This is a genomic window from Streptomyces sp. NPDC047525, from assembly GCF_040643025.1.
Lineage (GTDB): Bacteria > Actinomycetota > Actinomycetes > Streptomycetales > Streptomycetaceae > Streptomyces > Streptomyces durmitorensis.
In genome coordinates, this window is the sequence record NZ_JBEYTL010000011.1 from 44109 (window position 1) to 60344 (window position 16236).

At 71.1% G+C, this 16236-nt stretch carries 13 protein-coding genes and 1 pseudogene; 8 read left to right on the plus strand and 6 right to left on the minus strand.

The features are described 5' to 3' along the window. The first annotated feature begins 54 nt into the window (after positions 1-54). A complete protein-coding gene (der, locus tag ABZ833_RS29435) occupies positions 55-1527 on the plus strand; it encodes a ribosome biogenesis GTPase Der (RefSeq protein ID WP_361052510.1) in 1473 nt (490 codons plus the stop codon). 77 nt (positions 1528-1604) lie between these two features. On the opposite strand, the gene ABZ833_RS29440 is transcribed toward der, so the two are convergent. Next, positions 1605-1904 carry a hypothetical protein gene (locus ABZ833_RS29440; RefSeq protein ID WP_361052513.1) on the minus strand — a complete coding sequence of 100 codons (300 nt, stop codon included), beginning with the start codon at positions 1902-1904 and terminating at the stop codon, positions 1605-1607. 178 nt (positions 1905-2082) lie between these two features. Beyond that, positions 2083-2889, minus strand: coding sequence for a hypothetical protein (locus ABZ833_RS29445; RefSeq protein WP_361052516.1), 807 nt, complete (start codon positions 2887-2889; stop codon positions 2083-2085). 525 nt (positions 2890-3414) lie between these two features. On the opposite strand from ABZ833_RS29445, the gene ABZ833_RS29450 reads away from it, so the two are divergent. Both ABZ833_RS29450 and ABZ833_RS29455 read left to right on the plus strand, forming a co-directional pair. Continuing rightward, positions 3415-4059 (plus strand): transglycosylase family protein, encoded by a 645-nt coding sequence (locus ABZ833_RS29450; protein ID WP_361052519.1) that lies wholly within the window; start codon positions 3415-3417, stop codon positions 4057-4059. Positions 4060-4169: 110 nt separating this feature from the next. Continuing rightward, positions 4170-4790, plus strand: coding sequence for a transglycosylase family protein (locus tag ABZ833_RS29455; RefSeq protein ID WP_361052522.1), 621 nt, complete (start codon positions 4170-4172; stop codon positions 4788-4790). A gap of 6 nt (positions 4791-4796) precedes the next feature. On the opposite strand, the gene ABZ833_RS29460 is transcribed toward ABZ833_RS29455, so the two are convergent. The 3 genes from ABZ833_RS29460 to ABZ833_RS29470 are packed head-to-tail and all read right to left on the minus strand — an operon-like array spanning position 4797 to position 8861. Next, on the minus strand, positions 4797-5537 hold the full coding sequence (locus tag ABZ833_RS29460; RefSeq protein ID WP_361052525.1) for an ATP-binding cassette domain-containing protein: 741 nt from the start codon (positions 5535-5537) through the stop codon (positions 4797-4799). Then, a complete protein-coding gene (locus ABZ833_RS29465) occupies positions 5534-8347 on the minus strand; it encodes an ATP-binding cassette domain-containing protein (protein ID WP_361052528.1) in 2814 nt (937 codons plus the stop codon). The genes ABZ833_RS29460 and ABZ833_RS29465 overlap by 4 nt, the downstream gene beginning before the upstream one ends. 4 nt (positions 8348-8351) lie before the next feature. After that, positions 8352-8861, minus strand: a complete 510-nt coding sequence (locus tag ABZ833_RS29470) for a hypothetical protein (protein ID WP_361053005.1) — start codon at positions 8859-8861, stop codon at positions 8352-8354. A 201-nt stretch (positions 8862-9062) separates the two neighbouring features. Between ABZ833_RS29470 and ABZ833_RS29475 the strand changes: the two genes are divergently transcribed. The 5 genes from ABZ833_RS29475 to ABZ833_RS29495 all read left to right on the plus strand — a co-directional run bounded on the left by ABZ833_RS29475 (position 9063) and on the right by ABZ833_RS29495 (position 14285). Continuing rightward, on the plus strand, positions 9063-9578 hold the full coding sequence (locus ABZ833_RS29475) for a hypothetical protein (RefSeq protein WP_361052531.1): 516 nt from the start codon (positions 9063-9065) through the stop codon (positions 9576-9578). Further along, positions 9553-10833, plus strand: coding sequence for an ABC transporter substrate-binding protein (locus tag ABZ833_RS29480; RefSeq protein WP_361052534.1), 1281 nt, complete (start codon positions 9553-9555; stop codon positions 10831-10833). Before ABZ833_RS29475 ends, ABZ833_RS29480 begins: the two co-directional genes overlap by 26 nt. 164 nt (positions 10834-10997) lie before the next feature. Beyond that, positions 10998-12278, plus strand: coding sequence for a glycosyltransferase family 4 protein (locus ABZ833_RS29485; protein WP_361052537.1), 1281 nt, complete (start codon positions 10998-11000; stop codon positions 12276-12278). After that, positions 12275-13150 (plus strand): hypothetical protein, encoded by an 876-nt coding sequence (locus tag ABZ833_RS29490; protein ID WP_361052540.1) that lies wholly within the window; start codon positions 12275-12277, stop codon positions 13148-13150. Before ABZ833_RS29485 ends, ABZ833_RS29490 begins: the two co-directional genes overlap by 4 nt. A 64-nt stretch (positions 13151-13214) precedes the next feature. Next, the gene (locus ABZ833_RS29495) at positions 13215-14285 is read left to right on the plus strand and encodes a YafY family protein (protein WP_361052543.1); all 1071 of its coding nucleotides are present in this window, start codon (positions 13215-13217) and stop codon (positions 14283-14285) included. Here the strand turns inward: ABZ833_RS29495 and ctaD are convergent. Next, positions 14200-15858, minus strand: a pseudogene (gene ctaD / locus ABZ833_RS29500) (cytochrome c oxidase subunit I); the annotation flags it as partial. The gene ABZ833_RS29495 and the pseudogene ctaD overlap by 86 nt on opposite strands. Positions 15859-16236: the final 378 nt, after the last annotated feature.

Genomic DNA, 16236 nt, shown 5'->3' on the forward strand with positions numbered 1-16236 from the left:
AGTGGCCCCTCCGAGGTGGCCACCGATCACGAATACGACAGAGGTACGGACTTCATGAACGACCAGATCCAGCCCGAAGGCTCGGCTGAACACGAGCACGGGGCGCTTGGCGATGCCGAGTACGCGGAGTTCATGGAGCTCGCCGCGGAAGAGGGCTTCGACGCCGAAGACGTCGAGGGCGCGATCGGGGAGGCGGGCCACGGCCCGCTGCCCGTGCTCGCCGTCATCGGACGCCCGAACGTCGGCAAGTCGACCCTCGTCAACCGCATCATCGGCCGCCGCGAGGCCGTCGTGGAGGACCGCCCCGGCGTGACCCGCGACCGCGTGACGTACGAGGCCGAGTGGGCGGGCCGCCGCTTCAGGCTCGTCGACACCGGCGGCTGGGAGCAGGACGTCCTCGGCATCGACGCGTCCGTGGCCGCCCAGGCCGAGTACGCGATCGAGGCGGCCGACGCGGTCGTCTTCGTCGTGGACGCCACCGTCGGCGCCACCGACACGGACGAGGCGGTCGTCCGGCTGCTCCGCAAGTCGGGCAAGCCCGTCGTCCTGTGCGCCAACAAGGTCGACGGCCAGTCCGGCGAGGCCGACGCCACCGCCCTGTGGGCCCTGGGTCTCGGCGAGCCGCACCCTGTCTCCGCCCTGCACGGCCGCGGCACCGGCGACATGCTGGACGCCGTCCTGGACGCGCTGCCCGAGGGACCCGCCACGACCTTCGGCCTCGCGGTCGGCGGTCCGCGCCGCATCGCGCTCATCGGCCGCCCGAACGTCGGCAAGTCGTCCCTGCTCAACAAGGTGGCGAACGAAGACCGCGTGGTCGTCAACGAGGTCGCGGGCACCACGCGTGACCCGGTCGACGAGCTCATCGAACTCGGCGGCGTCGTCTGGAAGTTCGTGGACACCGCGGGCATCCGCAAGCGCGTCCACCTCCAGCAGGGTGCCGACTACTACGCATCGCTGCGCACGGCGGCCGCCGTCGAGAAGGCGGAGGTCGCGGTCATCCTGATCGACGCCAGCGAGTCGATCAGCGTCCAGGACCAGCGCATCGTCACGATGGCCGTCGAGGCGGGCCGTGCCATCGTCGTCGCGTTCAACAAGTGGGACGTCCTCGACGAGGAGCGCCGCTACTACCTGGAGCGGGAGATCGAGACCGAGCTCCTCCAGGTCGCGTGGGCCCCGCGCGTCAACGTCTCCGCCGAGACCGGCCGCCACATGGAGAAGCTCGTCCCGGCGATCGAGACGGCCCTCGCGGGCTGGGAGACGCGCGTCCCGACGGGGCGGCTCAACGCCTTCCTCGGCGAGCTCGTGGCCTCCCACCCGCACCCGATCCGGGGCGGCAAGCAGCCCCGCATCCTCTTCGGCACGCAGGCGGGCACGAAGCCGCCGCGGTTCGTGCTCTTCTCCTCCGGCTTCATCGAGCACGGCTACCGCCGCTTCGTGGAGCGCAGGCTCCGTGAGGAGTTCGGCTTCGAGGGCACGCCGATCCACATCTCGGTGCGGGTGCGTGAGAAGCGCGGCCGCAAGAAGTAAGCACGGACGGACCAATGGGCCGGGCCCCGCCTTCATGTCGAAGGCGGGGCCCGGCCCATTGCGTCGGCGGCGGCGCCTCAGATCCCCCTGCGCGGCCCCGGCGGCAGCGCCGCGGGGAACTGCTGGTGCACGGTGCCGTGCTGCTCGTGGCCGTAGCGGGTGACGTGCAGCTGGCTGAAGGTGTTGTGCCGCGGATCGTGCCGGTCACCGACACGGTGGGTGCCGTACGGCGCGCCGCCGAACGACGTGAAGCCCAGATCCTCCTCGCCGGTCCGGTCTCCCGGAAGGGCCTTGAACGACCTGCGGTACTCCGAGTAGAGCGCGTCGTAGATCGGTGTGGCCGAGTGGTCGGCCCCCGTCTCCTGCGCCGAGCGCATGGAGGGGATGGGGGACTGGTACGCCGGCCGGGGGCGGGAGGGGTCGTATGTGTGCACGTATGTGCCAACGACCCCGTCCGCGTACGGATGCGGGGGCCGCGCCGCTTTCACGGGGCGCCGGGAGCGTGACCGGCGCAGCCGGGACCCGGGGCGTGGCGGCGGCGCGGCCCGCGGGGGCTCAGGTGCCGGCGAGCGGCATCGCCGCCGCGACCAGACGTCCGTGCACCGCCGCCTTGTCCAGGGCGCCGCGCAGCAGGTCCTCGCGGGGCTGGCGGCCGATGGAGCCGACCGGCGCCGCGAACAGGAGCACCGTCTGGAGCTTGTTGGCCGCGGCCCGCCAGGCCTCGGTGACCTGGAGCGGGTGGTGGGCCTGCCACCAGGCGACGGGGGAGCCGCCGCCCGCGCCGGGCTGGAGCACGGCGTGCAGCTGTCCCGCGGCGAGCAGCACGGACCAGCCGTGCAGCACCGGGGGTACGCCGTCGAGGGAGGCCACCGGGTGGAAGCCCTGCTCGACCAGGAGCTGCAGGAAGTCGTCGCCGCCGCCGGGCGCGGAGCCGGGGCGCGCGATGGCGCCGGTCGGCTCGACGACGAGCGCGGGCCGCAGCTCGCCCTCGATGAGGACGAGACCGCTGGTCACGCCGAGGACGGCCTGGTCGGGCACTCCCTCGCCGGGAGCGGGGGCGGGGACCCCGGCGAGGCCGGTGCCGTCCTCGCCGGTGATCGAGCGGACGGCGCCCTGCAGCTGCTCCTCGGAGACCTGGACGATCTGGGAGGGCAGGCAGGTGGCGTGGGCGAAGGCGAGTACGGCGGTCTCGTCGCCGATGAACAGGACCGTGCTGGTGCGTTCCTGCTCCGTGTCGCCGGGGGTACGGCAGGAGGTGCAGTCGTAACTGCCCGGGGCGTTCTCTCCGGCGAGCAGCCGGTCGGCTTCTTCGTCGCCGATCTCGGCGCGGACGTCGTCGCCGACGTCGAGCATGCGCGGCACGGGTGGCTCCTCGGAATCGTTGCGTGCGGACCGGGGGTGCCCGGCTCATAAGAAGACAACGGGCGATCAGTGGCGCAAGTCACGCGCGAAGGCGAACGGAATCGAACCATCCGCAGCGGAGGGTGAGTTGCCCGGCGGAATCCGTCACTCCGCGCCAACGTCTTCTGCGTACAGGCAAGTTGGGCCGGTGAACTGGGTCACAGATCGCTGTGGCGACAGGTCGACAAATCCTGAAATCAGGGAATTAAGTGGCTGGCTTGAATTGGCCGATACTCCGGGTAACAGTCAACTGGCCTGGAATGACAAGGAGTTGGTTGATATCGGGGCGAGCGGGCGCCTAGATTCCACCGCCGTGTGCAGCGAGCACCGCTCGGGTACGTCCGCCGGCCGCACCAGCAGCCAGCTCAAGCACCACGGCACGAACGTGCCGAACTCCGGCGGACGGGGTGAGCGGGCCTCCGGCGTCAGATGCGCGAGGAGGTCCGGGACACCTGGGGGATCCCGGGTCCTTCGAGAGGGATATTCATGTCCGCACGTCCCAAGTGCGTTCGCAGGACAGCAGTGATCGGCGGAGCGGCGTTGCTCGCCCCGCTGGGACTGCTCACCGCCACCGGCCAGGCCGGAGCGGCGGACAGCGGAGTGTGGGATCGCATCGCTCAGTGCGAGAGCGGCGGAAACTGGAGCATCAACACCGGGAACGGCTACTACGGAGGACTGCAGTTCTCCGCGTCCACCTGGCGCGCGTACGGCGGAGGAGCCTATGCGGCGACCGCCGACCAGGCGTCCAAGGGGCAGCAGATCGCTGTCGCCACCAAGGTCCAGCGCGCTCAGGGGTGGGGCGCCTGGCCCAGCTGTTCGGCTCGGGCGGGTGCGTCCGGCAGTGCGCCGGGGGCGGCAGCCGCTCCTGCGGCCCCCAAGGCGGCCGAGGCGCCCAAGGCATCCAAGGCGCCCAAGGCCGTCAAGCAGCAGCCCACGGCGCCGCGGAAGCGTACGCCGAGCCATGCCGACCGGGGATCCGGGCGCGGTGACTACACCGTTCGGCAGGGGGACACCCTGAGCCGGATCGCGGCGGCGCACGGCGTCAGCTGGCAGAAGGTGTACTCCGCCAACAAGGCGGTCATCGGCGGGGACCCGAATGTGATCCTGCCCGGGCAGCGGCTCGATCTCTGAGCTCCGCCCTTCAGGGGCGTGGCCCTGCTTGGTCGGCCGACCGGGTGGGGCCACGCCCGTGGCGGCGCGGCACGGCCTCGCGCCGGGGTGGCGCTGCCTAGCGTGGGCGGATGTATCCGATGCCGATCAAGAGTCTTCGGTCGCTGTGGCCCGCTGGTCTGGTCGTCGCCGCGGTCTCCTCGCTTCTCTCCTCGCTGCTGCTCCCGGTGTCCGCGGCCGCCGCTCCGCCGCCGCCCCTGCCGGGGCCCGGTGCCGCCGCAGCGGCGTACGACTGCTCACGCACCGAGGGGCCCTGGAACTGCCTCGCGCAGTGCGAGAGCAGTGGCCGGTGGCATGTGAACACCGGGAACGGCTTCTACGGAGGGCTGCAGTTCTACCAGCCCACCTGGGAGGAGCACGGCGGGCTCAAGTACGCGCCGCGTGCCGACCTCGCCACCAAGAAGGAGCAGATCAAGGTCGCCGAGGAGGTGCTGCGTACCCAGGGGTGGAAGGCCTGGCCCGTGTGCTCGAAGAAGATCCCGAAGGAGATCCGGGAGGGCCGTGTCGTCGTGCACGTGGTGAAGGCGGGGGAGACGTTGAGTTCCATCGCCCGGAAGTACAAGGTGCGGGGCGGATGGCAAGCGCTGTATCAAGCCAACCGGAAGGCTGTGGGGAGTCGGCCCGACGAGCTGGATGTCGGCACCAGGCTGGTCATCCAGAAGAAGGTCGGCAAGGCCGTCACCGGCGGTTGAGGTCTGTCACCGGCGGTTGAGCTCCGTTGCCTCGCCGCTGAACACGACCGCGCCACGGCGCAGTTCGTGCACCACCACTGCCGTCCGGCTCGCGTGTTCGCGCAGGCCGGGCGGCAGTCGCTGTTCCGCGGTGAGGACGCAGGCGCGTGCGCTCAGGCCGACGAGCAGGTCGTATGTCCGGGACGCGACGGTGGGGGACATGCCCTGGGTGGGTTCGTCGATCAGGATCACCCGGGCGTGGGCCGTCAGGACGGCGCGGGAGAGGGCGAGCATGCGTTGCTCGCCGCCGGAGAGGGTGCCTGCGCGGCGGAGGAGGAGCGGGCGTAGTTCGGGGTAGGTGGTCAGGGCCGGGGTGATGTCGGCTCTAGGCGTGGGTGTGGGTGCGGGTGCGGATTGGGTTTTGGGGTTGGGGTTGGGGTGGGCGTTGGGGGCTGGGGTCGACAGCTCTAGGTTCTCCGCCACTGTGAGGTGGCCGAACACCGCTTGTCCGTCCGGCACGAAGCACAGGCCCCGTTGTGCGCGTTCGTGCGCGGTGAGCCGGGTGACGTCCGTTCCGTCCCAGGTGACGGTGCCTGTGGTGAGGGGGGCCGTGCCGGCCAGGGCGCGCAGTGTCGTGGTGCGGCCCGAGCCGTTGCGGCCCAGGAGGACCGTGAGGCAGGGGGACGGGGCTGCGAGGGTCACGCCGTGCAGGGCTTCCAGGGGGCCGTGGTGGACGCGGGCTTCGTGGAGTTCGATGCCGGTTCTCATGGGGCCGCCCTGTGGAGTACTTCGGTCGGCGGGCCCGAGGCGATGATGCGGCCCGCTGCCATGACGTGCACGGTGTCGGCGAGGTTCGCCACCAGGTCGATGTCGTGCTCGACCACCAGGAGCGCCATGCCGTCGGCTGCCAGGGCCCGCAGGATGCGGGCCAGTGCGGCGACTTCGGCGCTGTCCAGGCCTGCTGCGGGCTCGTCCAGGAGGAGGGTGTGGGGCCTGCCTGCCAGGGCTCGGGCGAGTTCTACGCGTCTGAGGGTGCCGGTGGGGAGGTCTGCGGCGGGGTGGTGGCGGGTGTTGTCGCCGTGGAGGGAGAGGAGGCGGAGGGCCTGGGTGGTGGTCTCGGTCTCAGGGCTGTGGGCGCGGGCCGCCTGTTCCGCGCCTACTTGGACGTTCTCCGTGATGGTCAGTGACGGGAAGACCGCCAGTTGCTGGAACGTGCGGGCCACGCCCAGGCGGGTTCGGGCGTGGGCGGGGGTGCGGGTGATGTCGTGGCCGTCGTAGGTGATCTGGCCCCTGGTGGGGCGGAGGGTGCCGGCGAGGCAGTGGAAGAGGGTGCTCTTGCCTGCGCCGTTGGGTCCCACTACGGCGGTGATGTGGCCGGGGGGCACGGTGAGGTCCACGCCGTCGAGGGCGGTGAAGCCGTCGTAGGTGGCGGTGATTCCGTGAGCCCTCAGGGGGTGGTGCGGGGCTTCGCGGCGGGGTCCGCTCGGGGGCGGGGCCGCCTCGGTATGTCCGTCCTCGCCATCGTCCGGTGGCCGCGGGGCTGCTTCGGCCCCGGAGCGCCGCGAACCGTGCTCCGGGCGGACATACCGAACCGTCCCCTCGGGTCGCGATGGCGTCTGCGGGCCGGTGAGACTCTCGCTGCGGGGCGATCGGGTGGGTGGGCGGGAAAGCCTGTTCGTCCAGGGGTGGATGCGGGGTGATCGGGCGGGTGGGTGGGAGGGCTTGTTCGTTGAGGTGGGGCTGCGGGGTGATCGGGTGGTGGGGGCCAGCGCGCTGCGGGCTCGGTGGCCCAGGGGGGTCAGGGAGAGGCGGCGGGTCCACCCGGCGGTGGTCGGAACACGGCCGGTCAGGACCGCGAGGACGCCGATCAAGGCCGCCGCCACGCCGCCCCGCGCCCCCGCGTCCAGCCCCACGAGCAGCGCCGCCGCAACGAGCGCCCCCAGGAGGCTGTCCGCGCCAAGGACCACCACCGCCGCGAACCAGAGGAGCCCGCGCACGGGGTCGTACGCGGCGGGGTCGAAGGCCCGTAGGCCCATGCCCAGCATCCCGCCCCCCAGGGCGGCAAGCGCCGCACCGGCCACGAAGGCCGTGAGCTTCAGGGTGCGCACCGGCACGCCCGCGGCCGCCGCCCCCGCCTCGTGGTCCCGCATCGCGGCCAGCGCGCGCCCCATGCGGCCCCGGCGCATGCTGAAGGCGAAGAGCAACGCCGCGGCGAGCAGGGCCAGTTCCAGGACGTAGAACGCGCGGTCGCTGTCGAAGCCCGCGGGGCGGTCCAGGGTGAGGCCCGACGTCGCGTACGGCTGGGCGAAGACGAAGCGGCTGACGCCGACGCCGACCGCGAACGTCGCGAGGGCGAGCGCCAGGCCGCGGCGGCTGATCGCGGGCCATCCGGTGAGGAGGCCGAGCGGGGCCACCAGGAGGACGGCCACGGCCAGGGCGGGGAGGTGGGGGAGCTCGGGCAGGCCCGGGAAGCGGCCCGCCGTGAGCAGTGCGGTGAAGAGCGCGCCCAGGCCCGCGTACGCCGCCTGGCCGAGCGAGATCTGACCGCCTCTCCCGGTGACGATCACCAGGGAGAGGAGGATGACGGCCAGAGCCGGGACCTGGACCGAGGTCGTCAGGTCCGAGCCCGCGAAGCCCAGCGGGATGAGGAAGAGGACCGCCGCCACTATCCACGCGCCCGGAGGCGTCGGTACGCGCGCCGTCACCGTGCGGGGGAGCGTGTTCTGCGAGCCGACGCCCGGGAGCACGAGGGCCGCGATGAGGAGAGCCACCACGAAGAGGTTGGCTCCCAGGGCCTGGAGGAGGGGCTCCGCCCAGCCCGATGGGTGCAGGCGGGTCAGCTGGCTCTGGGCCACCCCGAGGCCGAGGGCCACGATCACCGCGATGAACAGGCTCCGCATGCGGGCCGCCACCGCCACCGCCACGACCTCCATGACCAGGAGCGGCATGCCGTACGGGTCGAGGCGTACGAAGGGGGCGAGCAGTGCGCCGGTCAGACCTGCCGTGAACGCGCCGAATGCCCAGCCCGCGGATGCCACCCGGTCCGCGTCGATGCCGCTGAGGACCGCGAGAGGGCGGTTGTCGACCACGGCCCGCAGTTCGCTGCCGAAGCGGGTCCAGCGGGTGATCGCCCAGACCGTGGTGGCGAGGGCGATCGTCACGGCCAGTGGGGCCCAGGGATCCGCCGACATGAGGGTGGGGGCGTCCGCCTTCGCCCCTGGGCCCCAGATCAGGGCGGCGCCTCCGACCAGGAGGATGAAGACGCCGATGGACGCCACCAGGGTCTGGGCCGGGTCGCTGCCCAGGACCGACAAGGGGCGGAAGACCGCCTTCTCCAGGAGCAGGCCGATGGCGGGGGCGACGAGGAGGAGCGTGACCGCCGTGGCGAGCGGAAGGGGCCAGTGCCACTCCACCGTCAGTTCGCGCAGGACGTACGCGCAGACCATCGCGATCGCGCCGTGCGCGAAGTTGAGCACGCCGGTCGCGCGGTACGTGACGATCAGGCCGATGCCGGTGAGGGCCGCCGCGCTGCCGACCGCGAGCCCGGCCAGCGTCAGGTCGTAGCTCAGGGAGGCCACCGGGTCATCGCTCCGGGGGCGGGGTGGTGGTCGACTGCGGTTCGCAGATGGGGCAGGGGCTCAGATCGCCGGTGGCGAGGATGCGGGCGTCCGCGGGGACCGCTTCCGGTTTCCCCGCGACCAGGGGGCAGTCAGCCCGGTGCCAGAGGGTTCCGCCGGGGATCATCAGCGAGTCGCCGCTGGTCGCCACGGGGGCCTGCCGATCGGTGGCTTCGGGGGGCGTGCCCGCCGTCACCAGGAGTTCGTACAGCTCCTCCACGCGGGCCGTGGACAGGGCGCCTCTGCCGTGGGTGAAGAGCACGGCCCCGGCGATGATCAGTGCCGCGCCCGGCACCGTGCACGACGCCAGATACGGGAGCTGGCGCTCGGCGAAGCGCTCGCCGGAGATGCCGTACCAGCCGACCACGCAGAGCACCGCACCGGCGGCGAGGGCGGCGAAGGCCACCCAGAGGAGCGGGCGCACGGCACGGAGCCGGGCCGAACTGGCTGTCTGATCCGGTTGAGCCGCCCGCATCTGCGCCCCCTGGGACACGTTCGTAGCGTCGGTGGGCTGTCCATGTCAGCCGATGGCTTGCACTATGCCTTCTGCAAGCTGACCCTGAAAGCACCGGGCCCTGATGGTCCGGACCGACACCCGGTGGTGACCCAGATGGTGCTCTGGACCAACCCCAGGCGGGGGAGCGATCTCAGGCGGGGAAGGGTGCGGAGCGCGGCGATGGCGGCTGCCGCGGTCCTGCTCGTCGCTCCGGCCGCCGTGGCATGCGGTGACGACAGTGGCGGGGGCGGCGAGAGCGATCCGCCCAAGCCGTCCGCCGAGAAGTCGACCCAGGACGTCCCTTCGGACGCCCCTTCGGACGACGCGACCGCGCCCGCGGATCCGGCGGCGGCCGAGAAAGAGGTCAAGGAGAACTTCGAGAAGTTCTTCGATCCCGCTGTCTCCATGAAGGAGAAGGAGGCCGTTCTCGAGAACGGGCCGAAGATGCGTGCCGTCCTGAAGAGCTTCAGCGGCGACGAGCGCGGCAAGCAGGTCAGCGCCGAGGTCAACAAGGTCGAGTTCACCTCGGCGACCGAGGCGGACGTGACGTACGCACTGACTCTGAAGGGTGCCACCGCGCTGCCCGGCGCATCGGGAACCTCCGTCAACGAGGACGACACCTGGAAGGTGTCCGTCAAGACCCTCTGCGCACTGGTGAAGCTGAGCGGCAATGCGTCGCCCGGTCCGGGCTGTTGAGGCCCTTGCCGTAGCCGCGCTGCTCGTGGCGGTGGCGGGGTGCGGCAGCCGGCTTCCCGAGAGCGACTTCGAGGACAGGAGCACGGCGCCCGCCCCGTCGGGGGCGCCGGTCCGGGTCGGCATCATCACCAGCGCGACCAGCCCGGTCGGCGGCTCGGCGTTCACCGGGCCGCGGGACGGGGCCAAGGAGTACTTCGCACGGCTCAACGCCCGGGGCGGCATCGACGGGCGCAAGGTCGAGGTGCGTACGTGCGATGACGGCGGCAGCGGCGTCGGCAACAACGCGTGCGTGCACAAGCTGGTCGACGAGGAGCGCGTCGTCGCGCTCGTCGCGACCAGTTCCCTCGACTACGCCGGGGCATCCCGCGTCTCCCGCGCGCGCGTGCCCGACGTCGGAGGCCAGCCGATCGGGTCCGCGTACGACACCTATCCGCATCTGTACGGGATCTACGGCAGCCTCGCCCCACGGAGCGGGAAACCGGGCTGGGACGGCAAGCTGATCGGCGGGACCGAGGTCTACCGCTACTTCAAGCGGGAGCAGGGGGCACGGACCGCCGCCGTCGTCTCCTACAACCAGGCCGCCTCCGCCGCGTACGCCCGTCTGGTCACCCGGGGCCTGAAGGCCGAGGGCTACAAGGTGGTCACCGAGCAGGTCGACTTCGCGCTGCCCAACTTCCGCGCGGCGGCGGCCGACCTGAAGGAGCAGGGCGCCGATCTCGTCTTCGACGCGATGGACACCCACGGCAACACCCAGCTGTGCGAGGCGATGGACGAGGTGGGGGCCAAGGTCACCGCCAAGGTCACCAACGTCCAGAACTGGACCTCCTCCGTGGCCGAGGACTACAAGGACGCACCGCGCTGCCGCAACGCCCTGTGGGCCACCGGCGCGAGCCGCAGCTACGAGGACACGGACCAGCCGGCCGTGCGCGCCTTCCGCGACGCGATGAAGGGCCACAAGGTGCTCTCCCAGTGGCAGCTTGAGGGCTGGGCGGCGGCCATGTGGTTCACGGACGCGGCGAAGTCGTGCCGCGGCGACGTCACGCGCGCGTGCGTCGACCGCTTCATGAACCGGGGCAAGCCGTACACCGCGCGGGGGCTGCTGCTTCCGGTGACGTACGAGGAACGGGCCGATCCGCCCGAGACCCGCATGACCTGTGTGTCGGTGGCCCGCTGGAAGGACGGTGAGGGCTGGGTCACACAGGGGAACATGAGCGAAAACTGCTTCGAGGTGCCGCAGCTCTCCTACCAGCCATGATGCGTGTACCTAGCAGGAAAGTTCCCGGAACCGGATACCAATAGCACAACTGTTCAGGAACAAGATGATGATGAAACCCAACCCTCTGTCCTTAATCCCCGTCTAACCCTGCGGTAGGCGGACGAGAGGGACTGTCCGCGGGGAAGCGTGGGATACGGGGACGCATGCACATCTCTTTCCTGATTCACAACGCGTACGGAATCGGCGGGACGATCCGGACGACGTACAACTTGGCGAACACTCTCGCCGAGCATCACGACGTCGAGATCGTCTCCGTCTTCCGGCACCGTGACGACCCCGTGTTCTCGCCCGACTCCCGCGTCAGGCTCAGTCACCTTGTCGACATGCGCAAGGACAGCCCCGGCTACGAGGGGGAGGCCGCCGACGCCCTGCGGCCCGCCCGGACCTTCCCCAGCGCGGAAGGCCGCTACGACCAGTACAGCGCTCTCACCGACCGGCGCATCGCCGAGCACCTCTCCTCGGTCAGCTCCGACGTGGTGGTCGGCACGCGGCCGGGCCTGAACGTGCACCTCGCCCGCGAGACCGCGCGCGGCCCGCTGCGCGTCGGCCAGGAGCACCTCACGCTCGACAGCCACTCCAAGGAACTGCGCCGTCAGCTGCGCAGCGTCTATCCCCGCCTCGACGTCCTGACCACGACCACCGAGGCCGACGCCCGCGCCTACCGCCGCACGATGCGCCTGCCCGGAGTCCACGTCCAGGCGGTCCCCAACCCCGTGCCCGCGCCCGGCATCGAGCCCGCCGACGGCAACCAGAAGTGGGTCGTCGCGGCGGGGCGGCTCGCCCCCGTCAAGCGGTACGACCTGCTGATCCGCGCCTTCGACCAGGTGCGCGCCGAGCGTCCCGACTGGCGCCTTCGGATATACGGCGGCGGCAAGCAGAAGGACAAGCTGCGCGCCCTGATCGACGAACTCGGCCTCTACAACCACGTCTTCCTGATGGGGCCGGCCCACCCCATCGAGCCCGAGTGGGCCAAGGGCTCCATCGCGGCCGTCACCTCCAGCCTGGAGTCCTTCGGCATGACGATCGTCGAGGCGATGCGCTGCGGCCTGCCCGTCGTCGCCACCGACTGCCCGCACGGGCCCGGCGAGATCATCGACAACGGCGTCGACGGACGCCTCGTCGAGGTCGGCAACCCCGACGCGATAGCGGGCGGCCTGCTCGAACTGATCAACAACGACTCACTGCGCCAGCGGATGGCGGGCGCCGCGCTCGAGGACTCCGAGCGCTTCGACCCGGCCCGCATCGCCGAGCGCTACGACGCGATGTTCACCGGGATGCTCGCCCGCGGCGGCTCCTTCGGCGGCCGGGTGCGCGGCACGCTGCACCGCACCCGTGGCGCGCTCCTCGGCGGCGCGTACGCGGTGCGGGACATCGGACACGGGGTACCGACCAGCGGCATACAGACGAAGGGATCCACCGCATGACGGCCTTGGCCACCTCGGACGCCTCATCGCCCTGCGACGCCGGTACCGATCAGGACGTCGCCGCGGCACCGCGCGCCGACTGCATAGCCGACTCCGCGGGTGGCCTCACCTTCGACGTCACCGACCCCGGCGGCAAGGGCGCGGCCTACCTGCTGCTGCGCCGCCGTGACGCCGCGTCCGCCGACGAGGACGTGCGCCTGCCGCTGTCCCCGGCCGCCGACGGCAGGCTGCGCGCCGCACTGCCCAGCAGCGTCGAACTGGCCGAGGGACGCTGGAACGCCTACGCGGAGGTCGGGGGCGGCACCCCCCGCCGCCTCGCGCCCGGCGTCAACGACCTGCGCTCGCTGGTCGACCGCGCCCCCAGCGGGGCCCGCGGCCACATCGCCGTACGCATTCCGTACGCGACCAAGCAGGGCAACCTCTCCGTACGCAGCTGGCTGCGCGCCCCGCACGCGGAGATCGGTGAGCTGCGGATCTCCGGCACCGCGGTGACCGCGCAGGGCCGCGTGTACGGCACGGTGCTGACCGGCGCCGCCTACGCCGAGGCGTCCCTGCGGGCCGAGCCCGACCGGGTGGAGCGCTCCGAACTGACCGCGGACGGCGTGGAGTTCAGCTTCGGACTGCACTGCGACGTACTCGCCGACAGCGGCCCGGGCCCCTGGGACCTCTGGCTGCGCCCGGCGGGGGAGAGCGGGCCGCGGATCCGGCTCGCCAGGCTCCTGGACGACGTGCCGGACAAGAAGCAGATCTTCACCTACCCGTCGGTGCGGCTCGACACCACGGTGCACGGACCGCTCGACGCGGGGCCGTACTACACGAACGACAACGACCTCTCGGTCCGGATCCGCGAGGCGAACGCGATCGAGGACTGACGTGACCGAAGGCTGACGTCATCGCGGACCGTGGCTGTCCGCGACGCCGGGCACAATCGGCCCCATGTTGGAGACCTCCGCACGACTGCTCCGCCTGCTCTCGCTGCTGCAGGCCCACCGCGACTGGTCGGGCGCGGACCTGGCCGACCGGCTCGGCGTCACCCCGCGCACCGTACGCCGTGACGTGGACCGGCTCCGCGAGCTCGGCTACCCCGTCAACGCGAGCCCCGGCACGGGCGGCGGCTACCAGCTGGGCGCGGGCGCGGAGCTGCCGCCGCTGCTCCTGGACGACGACGAGGCGGTCGCCGTGGCCGTCGGCCTGCGCACCGCCGCGGGGCAGGGCATCGAGGGCATCGGCGAGACCTCCGTACGCGCCCTGACCAAGCTGGAGCAGGTCCTGCCGAGCAGGCTGCGGCGCCGGGTCGGCGCGCTGACGGCGTTCACCGTGCCGATGCTCAGAACCCCGCAGCAGCAGGCCGTCGACCCCTCGGTCCTGACCGAACTCGCCCATGCCTGCCGGGATTCGGAGCGGCTGCGCTTCGACTACCGCGACCACGGCGGAAGTCCGACCCGCCGCACCGTCGAACCGCACCGCATCGTCTGCACCGAGCGCCGGTGGTACCTGGTCGCGTGGGACGTCGACCGCGACGACTGGCGCACGTTCCGCGCGGACCGCATCACCCCGAGGCCGCCGCACGGACCGCGCTTCGCGCCGCGCACCCCGCCCGCCGACGATCTCGCCGCGTACGTCTCCAAGGGCGTCTCCACCCGTGCGTACGCCGCCCAGGCGGTGTTCCGGCTCCTGGTGCCCCTGGAGGAGGCGGCCCAGCGGGTCACCCCGTCGGACGGGACGCTGGAGGCCGAGACCGAGAGCAGCTGTCTGTTGCGCACGGGCGCCATGAGCCTGGACGTCATGGTGATCCACGTGCTTCTGATGGGCTTCGAGTTCGAGGTCGTCGAGCCCGCGGACTTCACCGAACGGATCAGCTCGGCGAGGGACCTCCTGAGCCGGGCCCTGGACCGGGGTGTTCGGTCTGCGGATCCGGGCGCTGTGTCCCCGGCGGCTGGAACGCCGCGTACTCGGGATGGTGCAGATCGAACGCCGGGGACTCGGAGCGGATCCGGGGCAGCGTGACGAAGTTGTGGCGCGGCGCCGGGCAGGCGGTGGCCCACTCCAGGGAGCGGCCGAAGCCCCAGGGGTCGTCGACGTCGACCTTCTCGCCGTACTTGGCGGTCTTCCAGATGTTGTAGAGGAACGGCAGTGTGGACATGCCGAGCAGGAACGCCCCGATGGACGAGATGGTGTTGAGCGCCGTGAAGCCGTCCGCCGCCAGATAGTCCGCGTAGCGCCGTGGCATGCCCTCGGCGCCCAGCCAGTGCTGGACGAGGAACGTCACGTGGAAGCCGACGAAGAGCGTCCAGAAGTGGATCTTGCCGAGCCGCTCGTCGAGCAACTTCCCGGTGAGCTTGGGCCACCAGAAGTAGAAGCCGCCGAAAGTCGCGAAGACGACGGTGCCGAACACCACGTAGTGGAAGTGCGCCACGACGAAGTACGAGTCGGTGACGTGGAAGTCGAGTGGCGGCGAGGCCAGGATGACGCCGGTGAGCCCGCCGAAGAGGAAGCTCACCAGGAAGCCGACCGCCCACAGCATCGGTGTCTCGAACGACAGCGAGCCCTTGAGCATCGTCCCCGTCCAGTTGAAGAACTTCACGCCGGTGGGGATCGCGATGAGGAAGGACATGAAGGAGAAGAAGGGCAGGAGCACCGCGCCCGTCGCGAACATGTGGTGCGCCCACACGACGACCGAGAGCCCCGTGATGGCCATCGTCGCGCCGATCAGGGGCAGATAGCCGAAGATCGGCTTCCTGCTGAACACCGGGATGATCTCGGAGATGATCCCGAAGAACGGCAGCGCGATGATGTAGACCTCCGGATGCCCGAAGAACCAGAAGAGGTGCTGCCACAGCAGCGCGCCCCCGTTCTCCGGGGCGAACACCATGGAGCCGAAGCGCCGGTCCGCCTCCAGGACGAGCAGCGCGGCGGCGAGCACCGGGAACGCCATCAGGACCAGGATCGAAGTGAACAGGACGTTCCAGGTGAAGACGGGCATACGGAACATCGTCATGCCCGGCGCCCGCATCCCGATGATGGTCGTCAGGAAGTTCACCGAGCCGAGGATCGTGCCGAACCCGGAGAGCGCGAGCCCCATGATCCACAGGTCGGCGCCGATCCCGGGCGAGCGCTCCATGCTGTTGAGCGGCGCGTAGGCGAACCAGCCGAAGTTGGCGGGGCCGCCGGGCACCAGGAACGAGCCGAGCACCATCAGGCCGCCGAACAGGAACAGCCAGTACGACAGCATGTTGAGCCGCGGGAAGGCCACGTCGGGCGCGCCGATCTGGAGCGGCATGATCTCGTTGGCGAAGCCCGCGAAGGTCGGCGTCGCGAAGAGCAGCAGCATGATCGTGCCGTGCATGGTGAACATCTGGTTGAACTCGTTGTTCGACATCAGCTGCAGCCCGGGGCGCGCGAGTTCGGCCCGCATCATCAGCGCCATCAGCCCCGCGGCCAGGAAGAACACGAAGGACGTGATCAGGTACAGGTGGCCGATCTTCTTGTGGTCGGTGGTGGTCAGCCAGTCCACGAGGACCCGGCCCGGACTCTTCTGCCGGGCCGGCGGTGCCGCCGCCGTTGCGGTCTCGGTCCCCATTGCTCGCCCCTTCGCCGTCGTGCGCCCTGGGCCTGCCTGAAGCACCCGCCATGATGCTCGCGTCACACCCGGCTCCGACAGGGGGCGTACCGGACCGCTGTGCTGGAACCGTGAATTCCCTATGTGGCGTCACATCCCGACGGGCGGCCAGGATTCGGGAATTACGTAGGGTCCGCAAAGGCACCTCGTCCACTTTTCCGCCCTGCTATTACGGTCGTTTCCGGGCGCCGTCGTGAGGCTCGCGGGAAATCCAGGAATCACGTCGGAACAACTCCACAACCGCCCGTACGTGTGACGGAGTTAAGGCGAAACGACGGTCGTGATGCTGTGACAAAAGCGTGACCGGAGAGGGACCGGTGACGCATGGTGTCCGGCTAC

What these genes read in the sequence shown, in the direction of transcription:
- der (WP_361052510.1), top strand. Translation starts at nt 55, where the DNA reads ATGAACGACCAGATCCAGCCCGAAGGCTCGGCTGAACACGAGCACGGG.
- ABZ833_RS29485 (WP_361052537.1), top strand. Translation starts at nt 10,998, where the DNA reads ATGCACATCTCTTTCCTGATTCACAACGCGTACGGAATCGGCGGGACG.
- ABZ833_RS29470 (WP_361053005.1), bottom strand. Translation starts at nt 8,861, where the DNA reads ATGCGGGCGGCTCAACCGGATCAGACAGCCAGTTCGGCCCGGCTCCGT.
- ABZ833_RS29440 (WP_361052513.1), bottom strand. Translation starts at nt 1,904, where the DNA reads ATGCGCTCGGCGCAGGAGACGGGGGCCGACCACTCGGCCACACCGATC.
- ABZ833_RS29460 (WP_361052525.1), bottom strand. Translation starts at nt 5,537, where the DNA reads ATGAGAACCGGCATCGAACTCCACGAAGCCCGCGTCCACCACGGCCCC.
- ABZ833_RS29490 (WP_361052540.1), top strand. Translation starts at nt 12,275, where the DNA reads ATGACGGCCTTGGCCACCTCGGACGCCTCATCGCCCTGCGACGCCGGT.
- ABZ833_RS29450 (WP_361052519.1), top strand. Translation starts at nt 3,415, where the DNA reads ATGTCCGCACGTCCCAAGTGCGTTCGCAGGACAGCAGTGATCGGCGGA.
- ABZ833_RS29480 (WP_361052534.1), top strand. Translation starts at nt 9,553, where the DNA reads ATGCGTCGCCCGGTCCGGGCTGTTGAGGCCCTTGCCGTAGCCGCGCTG.
- ABZ833_RS29455 (WP_361052522.1), top strand. Translation starts at nt 4,170, where the DNA reads ATGTATCCGATGCCGATCAAGAGTCTTCGGTCGCTGTGGCCCGCTGGT.
- ABZ833_RS29495 (WP_361052543.1), top strand. Translation starts at nt 13,215, where the DNA reads ATGTTGGAGACCTCCGCACGACTGCTCCGCCTGCTCTCGCTGCTGCAG.
- ABZ833_RS29475 (WP_361052531.1), top strand. Translation starts at nt 9,063, where the DNA reads ATGGCGGCTGCCGCGGTCCTGCTCGTCGCTCCGGCCGCCGTGGCATGC.